Source organism: Methylobacterium goesingense, from assembly GCF_022179225.1.
In the GTDB taxonomy this organism is placed as follows: Bacteria; Pseudomonadota; Alphaproteobacteria; order Rhizobiales; family Beijerinckiaceae; genus Methylobacterium; species Methylobacterium goesingense.
In genome coordinates, this window is record NZ_BPQL01000036.1 from 46,946 (window position 1) to 66,853 (window position 19,908).

The following is a 19,908-nucleotide window of genomic DNA, read 5'->3' on the forward strand; positions in this document are numbered from 1 at the left end:
GGTGTTCGGTCGCTTAGATGAGCCCGAGGCCGGCGAGCTCGCGGCGCAGGGATTCCGGCATCTCGGCGAGGCCCCCGGCGGTGCGGGCGTCAAGATCGGCCGGGGCGTCGTCCGCCTTCAGGTAGCGCCAGCCCTGGAAGGGCCGGCACGGGCGTGGCGAGACCGCTGTGACGACGGGGTCGAGGATCAGGCGGCAGCGGCCGATGCCGTCCGCATCCGTGAAGGGCGTGATCGTTCGGATGGATTGCCGGCAGAGTAGCGTGCCCTTGATCACCCAGTAGATCGAGCCCTGGCCGGCGATATCACCGGCGCGCGTCGGGACCATGCGGGTGGTGTGCACGGGAGCGGGATCGCGGCCCGCGCGGCGTGCCTCGTCGGCATTGCGGGCGATGCGCTCCTCCAGCTCGCCGATGCTGGCCGGACCGACGCAGAGCTTCAGGAGATGGAGGGGCGCACGAGCGGACATGGCGGCCTTGTAGCAGCCGCACCGGCCGCGCGCTCGGGCTGCGGCAGCGGCGCGACCCCGCGCCGCTGAGAGCGGGATCAGGAGAACAGGGCGCGCTTCTCGTCGTCCGAAAGGGCGTCGATCTCGGCGAACGCGCTGGCGATGTCGGTCTGAGCCGGGGCGGCGGATGCGGCCATCTTGAGGGCGACCGGGTCCGCCATTGGGGCGGGCTCGGAATCCTCATCCGGTTCGTGGGTGGTCGCTTCCGCCGCAGGGGCCGGAACCGGCGCTTCGGCGGACGGGGCGGGATCAAACCCGGACTCGGGATCGTCGGTCTCGGCGTGGGCGGCGACTGTTTCCCGTGCGAGATCGTCGGTCGGCGTCGCGACGACATCGCCTGTCGGTTCCGTCAGGATATCGTGGAGCGGCTCTGCGTCCGTTTCCGGGACTTCCACAGCCGGCGCCTCCGCCTCGGTGAAGTCGGCCGGCTCGGGCTCGGGCTCGACTCGGGGCGTTGCGGCGGATGCAACCGGCGGGACCGCGTCCGTGGCTTCGAGAAACACGATGTCGTCGTCGACGGAGAGGTGCTCCGGCAGCTTCGAGACCGCGACGGGGGTATCGGCCTCGCCCGAGGACACCTCCCCGTCGATGTAGCGGTCCACGTCGCTCTGGCAGAGGTCGGTGGGCAGGGGCTCGCCCTGGGATTCGCCGGGTGCGGGAGGGACCGTTTCCAGAGCATCGCCCCAGATCGCCATCATGGCGGCGAGGCGCTCCTCGAGGTAGCGCAGGGTGTGTATGATCCGCGCCGTGCGCTGCGCCGTCAGATCCTGGAAGGAGCAGGCGGTGTAGATGCTGGTGGCGCGCCGGTCGAGTTCGTCGCAGATCTCGGCGTCCGAGCCGGATTCGCGCAGGATCCAGGCAGCCTCCTGCACGTGCTCGGCGGAGCTGAGGATCTCGGAGGTGGCGCGCTCGGTGGAGCGCACGATGGCGTCGAGGGCGGCGGAGGCGCCCCCGAGGCGGCTCTGGTCGTGATCCGGAGCGCTGATCGCGGCGATTTCCGCCTTCGTCCGGGCGATGGCGTGGGCCATGTCCATCAGATCGCCGCGCACCCGCCCGATCTGGTCCTGTTCCCGCTCGCCGGTGACGGCCTTCTCCAGCCGTGCGATCGCATCGAGCAGGATGCCGGTGTCGTGCGCGCGGTTGCGGCGCAGATACGCGTCGAGGAACCAGCGCCCCCGCTCGCTCTCGCTCATCGCGGCCTCGATGCGATCGTATTCCGACACGTCGATCGACGTCAGCGATTGGGAACTCGACATCACGCACACGTCCTTGGCGAGGCTGCGGCCGGCAAGCGATCGCTGGTTTCCAAGCGACCGGAGATTGACAGCATCACTTTAACGCCGGCTTTACGCTGCCATCGCCTGGGACGATCGATTCACAGGCCTCCTCATCATCGCCCGGTCGCGTGTCCGATACACTTCCACCGCATCCGGAGCCGAAAGCCTTTCGCCTCTCGGTTCTCTACGCCGTCATCTTCGTGGAGATCGGGATCGCGATGCCGTTCATGCCGGTCTGGCTGAACGCGCTCGGGCTCGATGCCGCGCTGATCGGCCTGCTGGTCGCGCTGCCCATTGCGATCCGGATCGTGGCGACGGCGCCGCTGGTTGGGCTGATCGACCGGGGCATTGCGGCGCAGCGCATTCTGCTCGTCGGCAGCCTCGTCCTGGCGGCGACCTATGCGCTGATGCCGGCCGGCGCTGCGATAGGCTGGCCGCTGCTGGCGCTCCTCATCGCCCTCAACGCGGTGGCTGCCGCCCCCCTCGTCCCGAGCATCGACTACATGACGCTCGGCGCCGTGCGCCGGAATGCCCGGCTCGACTATGCCCGCATCCGGATGGCGGGTTCCATCGGCTTCCTCCTCGCCAACCTCGCGGGCGGGGCCGTGTTGAGCGCGATGGGCGAGCGGCTGGCGGTGCCGCTCATCCTCACCGGTCTGGCGCTCCTCGCCGCCACCGTCGCGCTGGTCGCCCGCGTCGATGGACCGGCGGCGCCCTCCCGCGACCCGGCTGCCGGGCGTCCGCGCCTGCCGGGCGTGCTCTGGCTCTCCATCGGGGCGGCGGCGCTGATCCAGTCGAGCCACGCGGCGATCTACGCCTTCGGCAGCATCCACTGGAGAACGCACGGGATCGGGACGGCGTGGATCGGGACGCTCTGGGCCATCGGCGTCGCCTCGGAGATCGTGCTGTTCGCACTGATCGGCCGTGCGCCGGCGCGCTGGCGCGGCCCCTTCGCCCTGCTCGCCCTCGGGGGCGGGGCGGCCTTGGTGCGGGCGCTCGGCATGGCCTTTTTCGGCGACCGGCTCGGACCGGTCGTCGTCCTGCAGGTGCTGCACGGGCTGACCTTCGGGGCGACGCAGCTCGGCGCCATGGCGGCGGTGTCGCGCTTTGCGCCGGAGGGTGCGCGCGGGCGGGCTCAGGGCACCGTGAGCTCGGCGGGCGCGCTGGCTTCGGCGAGCGCGACCTTGCTCACGGGCACCGCCTACAGTGCCGGGGGCGGCCCCCTCGCCTTCGCGCTGATGGCGCCGCTCGCCCTGTGCGGCCTGTGCCTCGCGGCACGCGCCGCGCGGGCCGCCCGCGCTTTCGGCCTTCACACCACCACGTTTGTGGGCCAGCACCCGCAGCATCCCGATCGATCTTGACCCTCCGGTAACCGTGATCGGTGATGCGTGATGGGGATATGGAGCGCGGCCCCTTTGGCTAGAGCCGAGACCAGGACCCACCCCGACACCGCCGACGCCGCCCTCCTCGAGGGCGGGCGCGTCGGGCTGTCCGGGCGTTGGACCGCCGACCAGGGCGCGGCCGTGGAGGACGCCGCCGCGCGCATTGCCGGCAGCGCCGCCGGCGCGCCGATCCTCGTCGACCTCAGCCAGGTCAGCCGCCTCGACACCCTGGGCGCCTGGGTGCTGGAGCGGACCCGCGCCGAGATCGAGGCCGCCGGGGGGCGCCTCGCCTATGCGGGGGCCGCCCCCGAGCACCGTATCCTGCTCAGCGAGGTGAAGCTGCGCGCGGCCGAGCCGGCGCCGGCGCCGCGCGGGCGCCTCTACGGTTTCCTGGAGGATCTGGGCAAGCGGGTGGTCGGCGCGAAATCCGACCTCGTCACGGGCCTGGCCTTCTTCGGCGAGGTCGTCACCGCCTGCATCCGGGTCGCGGCCCGGCCCGGCACCTTCCGGGGCACCGCCCTGGTCAACCAGATCGAGCAGGTCGCCTTCCGGGGCGTGCCGATCATCGTGCTGATCTCGTTCCTCGTCGGCGGCATCGTCGCCCAGCAGGGCATCTTCCAGCTCCAGCGCTTCGGCGCCCAGAGCTTCGTGGTGAACCTGATCGGCCTTCTCATCCTGCGCGAGCTCGGCGTGCTCCTCACGTCGATCATGGTGGCGGGCCGCTCCGGCTCGGCCTTCACCGCCGAGATCGGCTCCATGCGCATGCGCGAGGAGGTCGATGCCCTACGCGTCATGGGCCTCGACCCGATCGAGATCCTGATCGTGCCGCGCATCCTCGCCCTGGTGATCGGCCTGCCGATCCTTACCTTCCTGGCCTCCCTGGCGGCGCTCGCGGGCGGCGGCCTCACGGCCTCCCTCTACGGCGGCATGACGGTGGACGCCTTCCTGGCCCGGCTCCAGGCGGCGGTGTCGCTCCACCATGTCGCCGTCGGCCTGATCAAGGCGCCCTTCATGGCGCTGATCATCGGGATCATCGCGACGATCGAGGGTTTCGCGGTGGAAGGTTCGGCCGAGTCGCTCGGGCGCCACGTCACGGCCTCAGTTGTGAAGTCAATCTTCATGGTCATCGTCCTGGACGGATTGTTCGCCGTCTTCTTCGCCGCCATCGATTTCTGAGGCGCCCGTTCCGACAACCATGACAACTCTGTCCGCCATACCAATTCATGCCGCGCAGCAAGCGCCTGTCCATGGCGAGACGGCACGCGCGGGCGCGCCTGAGCCGATCATCCGCGTGCGCGACCTTGTCGTCGGGTTCGGCTCGAAGATCGTGATGAAGGGGCTCAACCTCGACATCCGGCGCGGCGAGATCCTGGGCTTCGTCGGGCCGTCCGGCCAGGGCAAGTCGGTGCTGACACGGACCATCCTGGGGCTCGTGCCCAAACGCGCGGGTACCATCGAGGTGTTCGGCGAGGACGTGGATGGCCTCACCGTGGCGCGCCGCCGCCAGATCGAGCAGCGCTGGGGCGTGCTGTTCCAGCAGGGCGCGTTGTTCTCGGCGCTCACCGTCAAGCAGAACATTCAGATGCCGATGCGCGAGCACCTGAACCTGTCCGAGCGCCTGCTCGACGAGTTCGCGCGCCTGAAGATCGAGATGGTCGGCTTGAAGCCGGATGCCGCCGACAAGCTGCCCTCGGAGCTCTCCGGCGGCATGATCAAGCGCGCGGCGCTGGCCCGGTCCCTGGCCCTCGACCCCGAGATCCTGTTCCTCGACGAGCCGACCTCCGGTCTCGATCCGATCGGCGCCGGCGAATTCGACGACCTCGTGGCGACCCTCAAGCAAACGCTGGGCCTGACCGTGTTCATGGTCACCCACGACCTCGACAGCCTCTACACCGCCTGCGACCGCATCGCCGCGCTCGGCGACGGTCAGATCATCGCGCAGGGCACCATCGCGGAGATGCTCGAGAGCGACCATCCCTGGCTGCGCTCCTACTTCCACGGCAAGCGCGGCCGCGCGGTCGTCCCGCAGGGAGGCCGCCATGCACAGGCCTGACGCGCTGGGTGCGGCCTCGCACCGCGCGGTCCCCATCCCGCCAAGGTATCGCTGATCCCATGGAGACTCGTGCCAACTACGCCCTCATCGGCGCCTTTACCCTTGCGGTCCTTGTGGCGGCCTTCGGCTTCGTGTTCTGGCTCCAGGGCGGCTCGCGCAGCCAGGTCCGGCAGGCCGTGCGCATCGTGTTCTCGGGCAGCGTCGGTGGCCTCGCCAAGGGATCGACGGTGGCCTTCAACGGTATCAAGGTCGGCGAGGTGATGGACGTGCGCCTGCTGCCGCAGGACCCGCGCCGCGTCGTCGCCGTGGTCGAGGTCGAGCGGACCACGCCCCTGCGCGCCGACACCCGCGCGCGCCTCGATTCGGCGATGCTGACCGGCGTCTCCACGATCTCGCTCTCGGGCGGCAACGCGGACTCGCCCGTCCTGCCCCCGGGCTCGGGCGACCAGATGCCGACGATCTTCGCGGATTCCTCCGATATCCAGGACATGATGGCGGCCGCCAAGCAGATCGCCCAGCGGGCCGACGACGTGCTTCAGCGGCTCGACAAGGTGGTGGCCGGAAACGAGGGGGCGATTACGCGCACGCTCGCCAACGTGGAGTCGTTCTCGAAGACCCTCGCCGAGGCGGGCCCGGCGGTGAGCGGCCTCGTCAAGGCCATCGACGGGCAGAAGCTCAACCGCGTCATCGACAATGCCGACCGCTTCTCCGGAGCGCTGGCGGCCGGGAGTCCCGACATCGAGGGGGCGCTCAAGGACGCGCGTGCGCTGGCCGCCAAGCTCAACGCCTCGGCCGACCGGGTCGATTCCGTGCTGAAGGGCGCCGAGGGCTTCCTCGGCTCGGCCTCGGGCTCGGCCGGCACCAGCACCTTCACGGAGGTGCGCGAGGCCGCGATCTCGGTCCGCGACGCCGGCAAGGCGTTCCGGACCCTCAGCGAAAACCTCGACAAGCGCACCTCGAACATCGCCACCAGCTTCAACCGCCTCAGCGGCACCGGCCGCCGCGAGGTCGAAGCCCTGTCGACGGACGGGCAGCGCACGCTCAACACCCTAAACCGGACGGTCAAGAGCCTGGAGCGGGACCCCTCCCAGGTGATCTTCGGCGGCAAGCCGTCGTTGCCGGAATACAACGGTGGGCGCTGAACTGTGGTCCACCGGGCCATGCGTGCTGCGGCGCACGGCACCAATCGCCCGGGCCGGTAGTTTACGGCCACGCTGCGCGTCGGCGCGGCGACGGGTTTCCGGAATGCGTATGTCTCACTACAGAACGGCCCCCGCGCTCGTCGCGATGCTCCTCGCGGCCACCCTCGGCGGCTGCGGCGGCGGCGCGGTGCCGCTGACCTTCGATCTGGCCGCCCTGCCGCCCAACGGCCGGGTCGGCACCTCCGCGCGCTCGTTCAGCGTGGCCGAGCCCGTGGGCATCCAGCCCTTCGAGGCGGACCGCATCATCGTGCGTGAGCCGGGCGGAGCACTGTCCTTCCTCGGCGGTGGCCAATGGGCCGATCGCCTGCCGCGCTTGATCCAGACGCGGCTGATCCAGAGCCTCGAAAACTCGGGTCGCCTGAAATCCGTGAGCCGCCCCGGCGACAAGGTGGTCTCCGAGTTCCAGCTCATCAGCGAGATCCGCGCCTTCGACATCGCGGCCGGCACCGGCGAGGCGGTGGTCGACATCTCCGCCAAGATCATCGCCGAAGGCACCGGCAAGGTCGTGGCCGCCCGCATCTTCACCGCACGGGTACCGGTGCCGAAGGTCGATGCGGGGACCGCCGCCGTGGGCCTCGACGCGGCGCTGGCCCGCGTGCTCGCCGATATGGTGGCCTGGGTGAATTCGGGGCGCTGAGCCCCTCACTCCATTACGGCGGCCTTCATGATCACCACCATGATCGCCTTGGCCGGCTCCGATCCGATGCAGCGCACGGTGTGCGGACGGTCGCACCGGTAGCGCAGGGTCTCGCCGGCGCGAGCGCGCTGGGTCGTGCCCGCCACCTCGACCTCGAGCGTGCCGGCGGTGACCGTCAGCGATTCCACCGAGCCGCGCTGGTGCGGATCGGAATCGAGCTGCCCGCCCGGATCGGCGGAGACCTCGTACCATTGCAGCCACTCGACGGTCTTGATCCAGCCGACGATGCCCAGACGCACCTTGCCGTCGTCCGAGACCAGGATCGGCGTGTCCGCCCGCGAGGTCTTCTCGATGAAGGGTTCCTCGTCGCTCGTGGCCAGCACGCGCTCGATGGAGACGTCGAGGGCCTGGCTCAGGCGCCAGATCGTGGCGAGCGTCGGATTGGTCTCGTTGCGCTCGATCTGACTGATGATCGATTTGGCGACGCCCGACTGCTCGGCGAGTTCGGACAGGGACAGGTTGTAGGCCTTGCGCAGGCGCTGGATCGTCTTGCCGAGCTGGCCGGAGAGAACCTGCGCGCCGTTCAGAATTTCACGCTGCCGCCCGCGTTCGGGCGTCGTCAACTGGTTGTCCATTGGTCCCGAGATCCGCGCATCCGTTCCATTAAGCGGACGCTTGTACGGTACTTCAAACGCAAACGGGACGGCGGCGCAAGGCTGGGTCAGGTCCAGAGGGCGTGGAAATGGTGCACCGGTCCGTGCCCGCGCCCCACCGCGACGCCGTCGGCTCCCGCGATCGCCGCCGAGACGTAGCGCTTGGCCTGGGCCACCGCCTCGACCATGGATAGCCCTCGCGCCAGCCCGGCCGCCACCGCCGCCGAGAGGGTGCAGCCGGTGCCGTGGGTGTTGCGAGTCTCGATGCGTGGCGCGGCGAAGCGGCGGAGCGTGCCGTCGCTGCTCATGAGGTGATCGACGCTCTCGCTGCCGACCCCGTGCCCGCCCTTCACCAGCACCGCGCGGGCGCCGATGGCGAGGAGGCGCCGGCCCTGTGCCACGGCGGCGTTCTCGGTCTCGGCGACGGGTTCACCGATCAGGGTCGCGGTCTCGGGCAGGTTCGGGGTGACGAGGTCGGCGAGCGGCAGGAGGTGTCGACGCAACGCCTCCACGGCCGCCTCGGAGATCAGGCGGTCGCCCGAAGTGGCGACCATCACGGGGTCGAGCACGATCGGGATCCTGCCGGCATGGCGGGCGAGCCCGGCCGCCACCGCCTCGATGGTGGCCACCTGGGACAGCATCCCGATCTTGACCGCCGTGACGGCGAGGTCCGAAAATACGCTCTCGATCTGCGCGGCAACGAAGTCGGCCGGCACGTCGTGGATCGCCTGAACCCCTTGGGTGTTCTGGGCCGTCAGGGCGGTGATCACGCTGGCGCCGTAGACCCGCAGGGCCGCGAAGGTCTTCAGGTCGGCCTGGATGCCGGCCCCGCCGCTCGAATCGGAACCCGCGATGGTGACGGCGATCGGTGTCATGGGGTGTCCTCGGAGCTTTGAGGGAGCTTAAGCCGCGACGCCCCGCGCGGCGAGGGCCGAATCCACCCGGTCCCGCAGATCGCGCGCGCAAGCCTCGACGGAATCCCCGGAGAACAGCGAGGCGATCACCGCGATCCCGTCCGCCCCGGCCCGGATCACGGACGCCGCATTGCCCGCGTTGATGCCCGCGATGGCGCCGAGGGGGAACGCGGCCCCCCGTGCGAGTCGTCCCCGGAAGACGATGCGGGCGAGCCCGTCGAGCCCCACCGGCGGATCGGGATTGTCCTTGCTGGCCGTCGCGAACACCCCCCCGATGCAGGCATAATCGACCGGCAGACGGTAGAGTTCGTCGGCCTGGGCTGCGGTCTTCAGCGTGAGGCCGATGATCGCCCCGCGCCCGAGCAGGCGGCGCGCATCGGCCGGGTGCAGATCGCCCTGGCCGAGATGCACGCCCTCGACCCCGGCGGTCAGCGCGAGATCGACCCGGTCGTTGACGAGGAGCGGCACGCCCCGGCCCGCGATCGCGCCGTGGATCGCCCGGATGCGGGCGAGCGCCGCGCGGGCATCCGCGATGAATTTCTCCCGGTACTGCAGCAGCGTGCAGCCGCCCTGCACGGCCTCGGCCGCCATCGCGGCGAGCCGCGCGCCGTCGTGGCCCGACACGCCGGTGTCGATGAGGCCATAGAGCCGCAGGTCGACCGCCGGCCCCGGGCCGCCCGCTTCCTTCTGTCCGATCACGCGGCGCCTTCCTAAACGTCGTGGCAGGGATGTTGGGTCTTGCCGCCTCAGTCTAGGGCCCCTGCGGCCCGGTCGGAAGATGGGCGCGAGGCCGGGAGCCCCTGGCGTCGTGCGGCGTTACCGCCGCACCCTTCCTCGGAGACACTGCCCGCGCATGGACCAGACACCCAAACAGAAGATGCTCGCCGGCGAGCTCTACGATCCGGACGATCCGGAGCTTCACGCGGACCACCGGACCGCGCGGGACTGGATGGCGCGCTACAACGCCGCCGCCGCCGAGACGCCCGCGATCCGCCGCGACCGCCTGCGGGAGCGCTTTGCGTCCGTCGGCGACGGCACGGTGGTGCGGCCGCCCTTCCACTGTGATTTCGGGCTGCACATCAGCCTCGGCGCGCATGTCTTTCTCAATTTCGGCTGCGTGATCCTGGATTGCGCCCCCGTGAGCATCGGTGACCGGACCCAGATCGGTCCCGGCGTGCAGATTCTGACGCCGGACCATCCTCGCGAGCCGGGGCCGCGCGAGGCGGGCCTGGAATTCGCCCGGGCGATCCGGATCGGTCGCAACGTCTGGATCGGGGGCGGCGCCCTGATCCTGCCGGGCGTCACCGTGGGTGACGACGCCATCGTGGGCGCCGGCAGCGTGGTGACCCGCGACGTGCCGGCGGGCGCCACGGTCGCGGGCAACCCGGCGCGGGTCCTGGCCGCCCGCGTCGCTCCGGCGCGGGAGGCTTGACCGGGGCGGGTCGGTTTTTCGCGTTCATCGCGCGCCCGCAATGTGCGATGAGCAGCCGCGAAGCGATGGGCGAGCAGCGGGCGAGGATCGGGCAGCGTGACCACGGCGCAGGAGACCGAACGGGCGGCGGACTCCGCGCTCTCCAATCCGTCCGCCGTGGGGCTCGTGGCCGTCATCGTCGCGGCGACCGACGGTGAGCCGCGTGCCCTGACCGTGCAGGTCGGCGGCCAGGCCCGGGGCCGTTCCGACGGCCTGCCCGCGGGGCCGCTCGTGCCCGAGCACCCCACCCTGGAGCGGGGCCTGCGCGCCTGGGTGGAGCGTCAGACCCACCAGCGACTCGGCTACGTTGAGCAGCTCTACACCTTCGGCGACCGCGACCGGCAGGGCGACGACGGCGGTGGCCTGCACTCGCTCTCGGTCGCCTACCTCGCCCTGGTGCGCGAGCTGCGGCCGGCCGGCCTCGCCGAGGCCGCCTGGCGCAACTGGTACCACTACCTGCCCTGGGAGGATTGGCGTGCCGGGCGGCCGAATTCCCTCGGCGAGATCGAGGCCAAGCTTCTCGCCTGGGCGGAGTGCGCCGGCGACCCGAAGCAGCGCCGTCGCCGCGAGGACCGTCTAGGCCTGACCTTCGGACTCTGCGGCGGCGCCTGGAACGAGGAGCGCGTGCTGGAGCGCTACGAATTGCTGTTCGAGGCCGGGCTGATTCCCGAGGCGCAGGGGCAGTCCGGCGAGGCGCACGACGCGGATCTGACCGTGACGGGCCAGCCCATGGCCCTCGACCACCGCCGGGTGCTCGCGACCGCGATCGGGCGCCTGCGCGGCAAGATCAAGTACCGCCCCGTGGTCTTCGAACTGATGCCGCCGACCTTCACGCTGTTCCAGCTCCAGCGCACGGTGGAGGCGCTGTCGGGCACCAACCTGCACAAGCAGAACTTCCGCCGGCTCGTGGCCCAGCAGGGGCTGGTGGAGGAGACGGACGGCGTGACTTCCGGGGCGACGGGGCGCCCGGCCCGCCTCGTCCGCTTCCGGCGCGAGGTCCTGCTGGAACGCCCCGCCCCCGGCTTTCGCCTGCGGCCCGCGCGCCGGCCGGCCTGATCGCGGTGGCGCCGGCGCAGGCCGGATGACAGTTGCGCTGCAGCGTCATTCTCGCATCGCAAAAACGTTATGCTCAAAGCCTGCATATCTAGACAAGCCGCCGCAGCCCGCCTACGTTAGTCGGCACAATGCTCAGTTTGAGCATAAGTGAGGACGCGTCAATGGCGGCGACCAGTCTCCCGATCGGCAGCAATCGCGTGGGTGTTCCGAGCGGCCTTCCCCTGCCGCACATCTATGAGCGCGTCAGCCGGTACGTGCCGGCCATCGAGTGGCCGGCCCTGGCCGACGACGTGGCGGCAATCCTCGAACTGAAGAAGACCCGCAACGCGGTCATCCTGGCCCACAACTACCAGGCGCCGGAGATCTTCCACACGGTGGCGGACATCGTCGGCGACAGCCTGGCCCTGGCGCGCGAGGCCGTAACGGTCGATGCCGACGTCATCGTGCTGGCGGGCGTCCACTTCATGGCCGAGACCGCCAAGCTCCTGAACCCGGGCAAGACGGTGCTGATTCCCGACACCCGCGCCGGCTGTTCCCTCGCCGATTCGATCACGGCGGCGGATGTGCGCGGCCTGCGGGCGAAGTATCCGGGCGTTCCGATCGTCACCTACGTCAACACCTCGGCGGCGGTGAAGGCCGAGTCGGACCTGTGCTGCACCTCCGGCAACGCGGTCGAGGTGGTGCGTTCGCTCAACGCGCCCCGCGTTCTCATGATCCCGGACGAGTTCCTGGCCCAGAACGTCCAGGCGATGGTGCCCGAGGTCGAGATCCTGACCTGGGCCGGGCATTGCGAGGTGCACGAGCAATTCACCCCCGCCGATATCCGCGAGGTGCGCGAGAGCTACCCTGGCGTCACCGTCATCACCCATCCGGAATGCCCGCCGGAGGTGGTGGCCGAGGCCGACTTCTCGGGCTCGACCGCGATGATGATGAACTTCGTCCTGGAGAAGCGTCCGAAGCAGGTGGTGCTCGTGACCGAGTGCTCGATGGGCGACAACATCGCGGCCGCCAATCCCGACATCGAGTTCATCAAGCCCTGCAACCTGTGCCCGCACATGAAGCGCATGAGCCTGAAGAATATCCGCCACGCCCTGGAGACCATGACGCACGAGGTCACGGTTGAGCCGGAGCTCGCCGAGCGCGCCCGGATGGCGGTGGAGCGCATGCTGGCGGTCCGCACCCGATGAACGCGCACGCTCCCCTCGCCTTCGCGCTCCCGGGCGCCGACCGCATCGTCGTCGTGGGCGCCGGCATCGCGGGCCTCGCCACGGCGCTCCGCCTCGCGCCCCGCCCCGTCACGCTGGTCACGGCCGCGCCCCTGGGCACCGGCACCGCCACGGGCTGGGCGCAGGGCGGCATCGCCGCCTCCATGGGGGCGGACGACGCGGCCGCCCTCCACGCCGCCGACACCCTGGCGGCGGGCGCCGGCCTGACCGAGCCCGATGTGGCGACCCGCGTCGCCGCCGCCGGACCGGCGCTGATCGATTGGCTGGTCGGCCTCGCCGCTCCCTTCGACCGGGACGCCGCCGGAGCCCTCGCCCTGGGGCTCGAGGCCGCCCATTCCCGCCGCCGCATCGTGCGGGCCGGCGGGGATTCCACCGGCCGGCTCGTGCTCGAGACCCTGGTGCGCGTGGTGGGCCGGACGCCCTCCATCACCGTGCTGGTCGCCTCGGCGCGGGAACTCCTGCGGGACGCGGGCGGCGCGGTGGCCGGCCTCGTCTGCGAGCGAGAGGGCGCGCGCTTCCCCCTGCCGGCCCGCGCCGTTGTGCTGGCCACGGGCGGCACCGGTGCGCTCTACGCCGCGACCACGAACCCGCGCGGCGCCACCGGGCGCGGCCTCGCCCTGGCCCTGCGGGCAGGCGCCACCGTGCGCGACATGGAGTTCGTGCAGTTCCATCCCACCGCCATCGCCACCGGTGCGGACCCGATGCCGCTGGCCACCGAAGCCCTGCGCGGCGAGGGCGCCCGTCTCATCGACGAGACCGGTGCTCCCGTGATGGCGGGGATCGCCGGCGGCGATCTCGCCCCCCGGGACGTGGTGGCACGCGGGATCTTCCAGGCGCTATCGCGCGGCGCGGGCGTGTTCCTCGATTGTCGGGGCGAGCTCGGGGCCCGCATGGCGACGCGGTTTCCCACCGTGGCGGGCCTCTGCGCGCAGGCCGGCATCGACCCCCACCGGCAGGCCATCCCGGTGCGCCCGGCGGCCCACTACCACATGGGCGGCATCAAGGTGGATGCCTGCGGCGCCAGCACGGTGCCGGGCCTGTTCGCCTGCGGCGAGGTCGCCTCGACGGGCCTGCACGGGGCCAATCGGCTGGCCAGCAACTCGCTCCTCGAAGCCATGGCCTTCGCGCCCTGGATCGCCGAGGCCGCAAGCGCCCTGCCCGCCCCGGGGCATGCCCTGGCTCAGCCGGAGCGGGCGCGCGGCGCGATCGATCTCGACGCCCTGCGCGGCGTCATGGACCGGCAGGTCGGCGTCGTGCGCGCGGCGGAGGGCTTGGCGGATGCGCTCCGTCAGCTGGCGCCGGCCGCACGGGCCGGCGGAGACGCGGCGTTGACCGCCTTCGCTATCGCGGCTTCGGCCGCCTCGCGCCGCGAGAGCCGCGGCGCCCACTGGCGTAGCGATCACCCCGCGCAGGAGCCCGCGCGCCACACCGAGGTGACGCTGGCCGAGCTTCAGGCCCTCGCCGAGGCGTACGCGCCCGATCGTGACGTCGTCGCGGCCTGACACGGAGGGGGCGGGCCGGCACGGCCCGCCCCAATGACGCAAAGACTTCGACCGAAGGACGATCCATGACCGACCGCACCGAGCTTGCCCCCCTGCCCCGATTGATGGTGGAGCCCATCGTGCGCGCGGCCCTGCTGGAGGATCTCGGCCGGGCCGGCGACATCACCACGGATGCGATCGTCCCGGCGAGCGCCCGTCTGGAAGGCGTCATCGCCGCGCGGCAGGACGGGCTCATCTCGGGCGTCGACGCGGCGGTGATCGCCTTCGGGCTGATCGACCCGGCCGTCGCCGTGACGGTCGAGCGCGGCGACGGCAGCCGGGTCAAACCGGGCGACGTGGTGATCCGCCTTGCCGGTCCGGCCCGCGCCATCCTAACCGCCGAGCGGGTCGCCCTGAACCTGTTGTGCCGGATGTCGGGGGTCGCAACCGCCACCGCCTCCCTGGTCGACGCGGCGCGGCCGCACGGGAAGGCCCGCATCGTCTGCACCCGCAAGACCACCCCGGGCCTGCGTTCCCTGGAGAAGCACGCGGTCCGGGCCGGGGGGGGCTCGAACCACCGCTACGGCCTCGACGACGCCGTGCTCATCAAGGACAACCACGTGGCGGTGGCGGGCGGCATCGTGCCGGCCATCGCGCGGGCCCGGGCCTATGCCGGGCACCTCGTGAAGATCGAGGTGGAGGTCGACACCCTGGAGCAGCTCGAACAGGCACTGTCGGTGGGCGCCGACGCCGTGCTCCTCGACAACATGACTCCCGATCAGCTCGCCCGTGCGGTGGCGATGATCGACGGGCGGGCCATCGCGGAGGCCTCCGGCCGCATCAATCGCGAGACCGTGGGGGCGGTCGCGGCCTCCGGCGTGGACCTGATCTCCTGCGGCTGGATCACCCACAGCGCACCGATCATCGACCTCGGCCTCGACGCGGTCTGATCGCGCGCCCGGCGTACCTCCCACGCGGGCGATACGGCCAAGGTGCCACGGTGTTGCCACGAAATCACGACGCCCCGGCAACCGACGCCGGGGCGGGAATAGAGCTTGGCTTTGAAGGGCGAGCGTTTACGTCTTGGGCAGACTTCGCGCCGTAACGTGCGTCGAGTTTTCCTAGTCCGCTCCACAGATTTCGTTCGCCTTCGAGAGGCTCTGATGCGCCGTTTCGCCCCCGCCCTGACCGGGCTCCTCTGCGCGCTGGGCGCATGGGCTTCGCCCGTGGCCGCCTACGAGATCGATCCACTCACACGCCAGCCACTCGACAACGCCCTGGTCATCCGGGTTCGCCCGCAGGCCACGCCGGTGGCCCTGCCCACCGCCAACGCCTCGCTGCCCGCCGATCCGATGGCGCCGTCCTCCGCCGTGCCTCAGATGTCGGCGATCCAGCGCGAGGAAGTCGCCTATGCGGGCGGCTATGCGGCCGGCACCATCGTGGTCTCCACCGCCGAGCGCCGCCTGTACTACGTGCTGGGTGACGGCAAGGCCCTGCGCTACGGCGTCGGCGTCGGCCGCCCGGGCTTCACCTGGGGCGGCGTGCAGACCATTACGATGAAGCGCGAGTGGCCCGATTGGCGTCCCCCGGCCGAGATGCTGCGCCGCCGCCCCGACCTGCCGCGCTTCATGAAGGGCGGCATCGAGAACCCCCTCGGCGCCCGCGCCATGTATCTCGGCAACTCGATCTACCGTATCCACGGCTCGAACGAGCCGGAGACCATCGGCACCGCCGTGTCCTCGGGCTGCATCCGCATGACCAACGACGACGTGGCCGACCTCTACACCCGCGCCAAGGTCGGCGCGAAGGTCATCGTCCAGCGCTGATCGGCGCGAACCCAAGGCAGGTAACGACGAGGGGTCGGCGGAAACGCCGGCCCCTTTCGCGTTGGAAACCTATTTCGACACCGCGAAGAACCGCGACAGCAGCCAGAGCGGCACCACCACCACGGCGCCGGCCAGGATCCAGCGGCCGAAATCGTGGAAGGTGGCGAGGCCGAGGTCGATCAGGGTCCGCACCGCGTCGTAAGCGTGCCAGAACAGGAGGCCCGGGGTGACGCCGAGGGTCGCCATCACGGCGCCGACCAGCACCGACAGGAACAGCAGCTTCATGAACACGGCGGCGGGCGAACCGCCGAGGAAGCGCCGCAAGGCCGAGCGCCGGCCCTGATCCGGGAACGGTGCGCCGGCATAGGGTTGGCCCGGATAGGGCGAGGGACGGCGCGGATCGTGTTCGGGGGTCATGCCGGAGGTCATGCGATGTTTCCTGGGAACGCCCGGCCCATATCGCGGCGGCGCGCTTGAGCCTCTTCTCAACCCGCCGATCCCGGCGGAACCGTGACGCGGACGCCACAGGACGGGAGGAAACCCAATTGGGCCTGAGGCGTTGGGCGATTTCGCACAAGGCACGGATGGCACCGATGCCCGCGCGGTCCCATTCTAGGGTCTGGAGTCGGATGCGCGCGTCGCGACGGCCGACCTGTCAATGAAACGAACGGATTCATGATCGACCACGCCCTGTTCGATCCGGCGATGATCGAACCGGAAACCAAGCGCCTGAATGCCGAGATCGTGGCCGCCCATGCCGCGCAGGGCGACCCGTGGTCCATCCCGATGACGGAGGTCCGCGCGCGCCGTCGCCAGGGTACGCAGGCTTCCCCGGCCATGCCCCGCAGCGCCCGGGCCGAGACCCTGACCATCGACGGGCCCGGTGGTCCGCTGCAGCTGCGCGTCATCCGCCCGAACCCCAAGAAGTGGGCCAAGCTGCGCGGCGCCTACCTGCATATCCATCGCGGCGGCTGGGTCTGGGGGTCGGCCGACGAGCAGGACCCCTGGCTCGAGCGCATCGCCGACGTCTGCGGCTTCGTCTGCCTGTCGGTGGAATACCGGCTGGCGCCGGAGCATCCCTATCCGGCCGCCCTAGAGGATTGCGAGGCGGCGGCCCTCTGGCTCGCCGGTCCCGGCAAGGCGGAGTTCGGCGTCTCCGCGCTGACCATCGGCGGCGAATCGGCGGGCGCGCAGCTCGCCGTGATGGTGCTCCTGCGCCTGCGCGACACGCACGGCCTGCCCCGCGCCTTCCGGGGTGCCAATCTCAACGCCGGCTTCTTCGATCTCGGCCTGACGCCCAGCGTGCGCAACTGGGGCGCGGAGCGCCTCGTGGTGAACACCGAGGACCTGACGCGCTTCGCCGACGTCTACGTGCGTGACGGCATCGACCGGCGCCGGCCCGACGTCTCGCCGCTCTACGCCAACCTGAAGGGCCTGCCGCCGGCCCTGTTCACGGTGGGGACGCACGATCCGCTCCTCGACGACACGCTCTACATGTCGGCCCGCTGGGCTGCGGCCGGCAATGGCGGCCACACCGCGATCTATCCGGGCGGGTGCCACGTCTTCGTGCGCTATCCGGGCGCGATGACGGAGCGCGCCCTCGAACTGATGGACCGGTTCCTGATGGCCCTGGCCTGAGCACGACGCCCGAGACAACGACGCTCGAGACACCGCTGCCGGAGCGCTTCGCGGCCTGGTTTTCCGCGCGCGGCTGGGCGCCCCGGCCGCACCAGCTCGAACTCCTCGCCCTCGTGCGCGAGGGGCGATCCGCCCTGCTGGTGGCGCCCACCGGGGCGGGCAAAACCCTGGCGGGCTTCCTGCCGAGCCTGACGGCCCTCGCCGGGCGCCCGGCCCCTGCGGGGCGTCCGGCCTCGGCCAAGGCGCGCGGCCTGCACACGCTCTACATCTCGCCCCTCAAGGCCCTGGCGGTGGACATCGCCCGCAATCTCGAGGCGCCCATCGCCGAGATGGGCCTGTCCATCCGGGTCGAGACCCGCACCGGCGACACGCCCTCGCACAAGCGCACCCGGCAGATCGCGCGCCCGCCCGACATCCTGCTGACCACTCCGGAACAGCTCGCCCTGCTCATCGCCCACCGCGAGGCGGCGGACCTCTTCGCCGGCCTGTCCTGCGTGGTCCTCGACGAACTGCACGCCCTGGTCACCTCCAAGCGCGGTGACCTCCTGTCCCTGGCGCTGGCCCGGCTGCACCGCCTCAGCCCGGGGCTGACCGCGATCGGGCTGTCCGCGACCGTGCGCGAGCCGGACGAGTTGCGCCGGTATCTGGTGCCGCAGCAGCCCGCCCCGCCCACGTCCCTCGTGGAGGGGAGCGGGTCCAGGGTGGCGATGGCCGAACTCGTCGTCGTGCGGGGTGGCGCCGCGCCCGACCTGCACATGCTCGACACCGGCCTGACCCTGCCCCTCGCCGGCCACACCGCCTGGCAGGCCATGCCGGCGATCTACGACCTGATCGGCCGGCACCGCACGGTGCTGGTCTTCGTCAACACCCGCCTCCAGGCCGAGTACACCTTCCAGGAACTCTGGGGGATCAACGACGCGAACTACCCCATCGCCCTGCATCACGGCTCCCTCGACGCCACGCAGCGCCGCCGGGTGGAGGCCGCGATGGCGGCGGGGCAGCTGCGGGCCATCGTCTGCACCGCCACCCTCGACCTCGGTATCGACTGGGGCGACGTCGACCTCGTGGTCAACATCGGCGCGCCGAAGGGCGCGAGCCGGATCATGCAGCGCATCGGCCGCGCCAATCACCGGATGGACGAGCCGTCGAAGGCCTATCTGGTGCCGGCCAACCGCTTCGAGATGCTCGAATGCCAGGCCGCCCTCGACGCCGTGGAGGCCGCCGCCCAGGACACGCCGGACGCCCGCCTCGGCGCCCCCGACGTGCTCGCCCAGCACGTCCTCGGCATGGCCTGTGCCGACGCGTTCGACGCAAATCAGCTCTACGACGAGATCGTCTCGGCCGCGCCCTACGCGACTTTGTCCTGGGAGGATTTCGAGGCGGTGGTCGATTACGTGGCGACCGGCGGCTACGCGCTGCGCGCCTACGAGCGCTTCGCCAAGATCCTGCGCGGGCCGGACGGCCTCTGGCGCGTGCGCGACGCGCGCATCGCTCAGCAGTACCGGATGAACGTCGGCACCATCGTCGAGTCCGCCAAGGTCAAGGTGCGCCTCGCCCGGGGCGTGCGCGGCAAGCCCGGCGCGATCCTGCCCAAGGGCGGTCGGGTGCTCGGTGAGATCGAGGAGGATTTCGCCGACACCCTGACACCGGGCGACACCTTCCTTTTCGCCGGCGAGGTCCTGCGCTTCGAGGGCTTGTCCGAGGACGAGGCCCTGGCGACCCGGGCCGGGCCCGGCACCGACCCGGCCATCCCCTCCTACGCGGGGGCGAAATTCCCGATCTCGACCTTCCTCGCCGCGCGGGTGCGGGCGCTCATCGCCGATCCGTTCGAGTGGGACCGGCTGCCGCGGCAGGTCTCGGACTATCTCCTGCAGCAGCGCACCCGGTCCGTCCTGCCCGGCCCGACCGGTCTGCTGGTGGAGACCTTTCCGCGCGCCGGGCGCTACTACCTCACCGCCTTCCCCTTCGAGGGGCGCCTCGCCCACCAGACCCTGGGGATGCTGCTGACGCGTCGCCTCGAACGGGAGCGGATGCGCCCGCTGGGCTTTGCCGCCAACGATTACGGCATCGCCATCTGGCTCACCCGGGATGTCGGCGAGCGCATCGGCCGCGAGCCGGACTTTCTGGAAGCCTTGTTCGCCGAGGACATGCTGGGTGACGACCTCGAGGCCTGGCTCGATGAATCCGCCATGATGAAGCGCACCTTCCGGCAATGCGCGGTCATCGCCGGGCTGATCGAGCGGCGCTATCCGGGGCAGGCCAAGACCGGCCGTCAGGTCACGATCTCGACCGATCTCGTCTACGACGTGCTGCGCAAGCACCAGCCGGACCACCTCCTGCTGAAGGCCGCGCGCCAGGATGCGGCAACCGGACTCCTCGACGTGAAGCGCCTCGGTATGATGTTGAGGCGCATCCAGGGGCGAATCATCCACAAGGCGCTCGATCGCGTCTCGCCCCTCTCCGTGTCCGTAATGCTCGAGATCGGGCGCGAGCGGGTCTACGGCGAGGGCGCGGACGAGATTTTGGCCGAAGCCGAGGCGCAGCTGCTCGAAGAAGCGCTGGGCTGAAGCGCGGTGAAACGCCCTTT

19 protein-coding genes are annotated in these 19,908 nt (G+C 71.0%); 13 read left to right on the plus strand and 6 right to left on the minus strand.

Features of this window, described 5'->3' with window-relative positions; translation table 11 throughout:
• Positions 1–13 precede the first annotated feature (13 nt).
• A complete protein-coding gene (locus tag MFF30_RS07755; RefSeq protein ID WP_238278424.1) occupies positions 14–466 on the minus strand; it encodes a DUF1489 family protein in 453 nt (150 codons plus the stop codon).
• Between the two features lie 77 nt (positions 467–543).
• Complete coding sequence (locus MFF30_RS07760) at positions 544–1,761, minus strand: ribonuclease E domain-containing protein (protein WP_238278426.1); 1,218 nt, start codon at positions 1,759–1,761, stop codon at positions 544–546.
• Positions 1,762–1,910: 149 nt separating this feature from the next.
• On the opposite strand from MFF30_RS07760, the gene MFF30_RS07765 reads away from it, so the two are divergent.
• From MFF30_RS07765 to MFF30_RS07785, 5 genes are all read left to right on the plus strand, one after another.
• The gene (locus MFF30_RS07765; protein WP_238278428.1) at positions 1,911–3,143 is read left to right on the plus strand and encodes an MFS transporter; all 1,233 of its coding nucleotides are present in this window, start codon (positions 1,911–1,913) and stop codon (positions 3,141–3,143) included.
• A gap of 30 nt (positions 3,144–3,173) precedes the next feature.
• On the plus strand, positions 3,174–4,340 hold the full coding sequence (locus MFF30_RS07770) for an ABC transporter permease (protein ID WP_373320865.1): 1,167 nt from the start codon (positions 3,174–3,176) through the stop codon (positions 4,338–4,340).
• Between the two features lie 154 nt (positions 4,341–4,494).
• On the plus strand, positions 4,495–5,217 hold the full coding sequence (locus tag MFF30_RS07775; RefSeq protein ID WP_238278470.1) for an ABC transporter ATP-binding protein: 723 nt from the start codon (positions 4,495–4,497) through the stop codon (positions 5,215–5,217).
• Positions 5,218–5,276: 59 nt separating this feature from the next.
• Positions 5,277–6,359 carry an MlaD family protein gene (locus MFF30_RS07780; RefSeq protein ID WP_238278432.1) on the plus strand — a complete coding sequence of 361 codons (1,083 nt, stop codon included), beginning with the start codon at positions 5,277–5,279 and terminating at the stop codon, positions 6,357–6,359.
• A gap of 109 nt (positions 6,360–6,468) precedes the next feature.
• A complete protein-coding gene (locus MFF30_RS07785; protein ID WP_238278434.1) occupies positions 6,469–7,056 on the plus strand; it encodes an ABC-type transport auxiliary lipoprotein family protein in 588 nt (195 codons plus the stop codon).
• A 5-nt stretch (positions 7,057–7,061) separates the two neighbouring features.
• Here MFF30_RS07785 and MFF30_RS07790 read toward each other — a convergent pair whose 3' ends face one another.
• The 3 genes from MFF30_RS07790 to thiE form a co-directional block, all read right to left on the minus strand.
• Positions 7,062–7,691, minus strand: coding sequence for a helix-turn-helix domain-containing protein (locus tag MFF30_RS07790; RefSeq protein WP_238278436.1), 630 nt, complete (start codon positions 7,689–7,691; stop codon positions 7,062–7,064).
• A gap of 86 nt (positions 7,692–7,777) precedes the next feature.
• Positions 7,778–8,584 carry a bifunctional hydroxymethylpyrimidine kinase/phosphomethylpyrimidine kinase gene (gene thiD, locus MFF30_RS07795; protein ID WP_238278439.1) on the minus strand — a complete coding sequence of 269 codons (807 nt, stop codon included), beginning with the start codon at positions 8,582–8,584 and terminating at the stop codon, positions 7,778–7,780.
• A 27-nt stretch (positions 8,585–8,611) separates the two neighbouring features.
• Complete coding sequence (gene thiE / locus MFF30_RS07800) at positions 8,612–9,322, minus strand: thiamine phosphate synthase (protein WP_238278441.1); 711 nt, start codon at positions 9,320–9,322, stop codon at positions 8,612–8,614.
• A 154-nt stretch (positions 9,323–9,476) separates the two neighbouring features.
• On the opposite strand from thiE, the gene MFF30_RS07805 reads away from it, so the two are divergent.
• The 6 genes from MFF30_RS07805 to MFF30_RS07830 all read left to right on the plus strand — a co-directional run bounded on the left by MFF30_RS07805 (position 9,477) and on the right by MFF30_RS07830 (position 15,683).
• Positions 9,477–10,055 carry a sugar O-acetyltransferase gene (locus MFF30_RS07805; RefSeq protein WP_238278443.1) on the plus strand — a complete coding sequence of 193 codons (579 nt, stop codon included), beginning with the start codon at positions 9,477–9,479 and terminating at the stop codon, positions 10,053–10,055.
• Positions 10,056–10,151: 96 nt separating this feature from the next.
• Positions 10,152–11,150 (plus strand): NUDIX hydrolase, encoded by a 999-nt coding sequence (locus MFF30_RS07810; protein WP_238278445.1) that lies wholly within the window; start codon positions 10,152–10,154, stop codon positions 11,148–11,150.
• Between the two features lie 161 nt (positions 11,151–11,311).
• A complete protein-coding gene (gene nadA, locus MFF30_RS07815; protein WP_238278447.1) occupies positions 11,312–12,337 on the plus strand; it encodes a quinolinate synthase NadA in 1,026 nt (341 codons plus the stop codon).
• Positions 12,334–13,878: an L-aspartate oxidase gene (locus tag MFF30_RS07820; protein ID WP_238278449.1), complete on the plus strand. Its 1,545-nt coding sequence runs from the start codon at positions 12,334–12,336 to the stop codon at positions 13,876–13,878. The genes nadA and MFF30_RS07820 overlap by 4 nt, the downstream gene beginning before the upstream one ends.
• Positions 13,879–13,943: 65 nt before the next feature.
• Complete coding sequence (gene nadC, locus MFF30_RS07825) at positions 13,944–14,807, plus strand: carboxylating nicotinate-nucleotide diphosphorylase (RefSeq protein WP_238278451.1); 864 nt, start codon at positions 13,944–13,946, stop codon at positions 14,805–14,807.
• 213 nt (positions 14,808–15,020) lie between these two features.
• The gene (locus tag MFF30_RS07830; RefSeq protein WP_238278453.1) at positions 15,021–15,683 is read left to right on the plus strand and encodes a L,D-transpeptidase; all 663 of its coding nucleotides are present in this window, start codon (positions 15,021–15,023) and stop codon (positions 15,681–15,683) included.
• A gap of 69 nt (positions 15,684–15,752) precedes the next feature.
• Here MFF30_RS07830 and MFF30_RS07835 read toward each other — a convergent pair whose 3' ends face one another.
• Entirely contained in the window at positions 15,753–16,100 is a 348-nt protein-coding gene (locus tag MFF30_RS07835; RefSeq protein WP_238278472.1) for a DUF6460 domain-containing protein, read from the minus strand.
• A 258-nt stretch (positions 16,101–16,358) separates the two neighbouring features.
• On the opposite strand from MFF30_RS07835, the gene MFF30_RS07840 reads away from it, so the two are divergent.
• Both MFF30_RS07840 and MFF30_RS07845 read left to right on the plus strand, forming a co-directional pair.
• Positions 16,359–17,321, plus strand: coding sequence for an alpha/beta hydrolase (locus MFF30_RS07840; RefSeq protein WP_238278455.1), 963 nt, complete (start codon positions 16,359–16,361; stop codon positions 17,319–17,321).
• Entirely contained in the window at positions 17,318–19,888 is a 2,571-nt protein-coding gene (locus MFF30_RS07845; RefSeq protein WP_238278474.1) for a ligase-associated DNA damage response DEXH box helicase, read from the plus strand. Before MFF30_RS07840 ends, MFF30_RS07845 begins: the two co-directional genes overlap by 4 nt.
• Positions 19,889–19,908 lie beyond the last annotated feature (20 nt).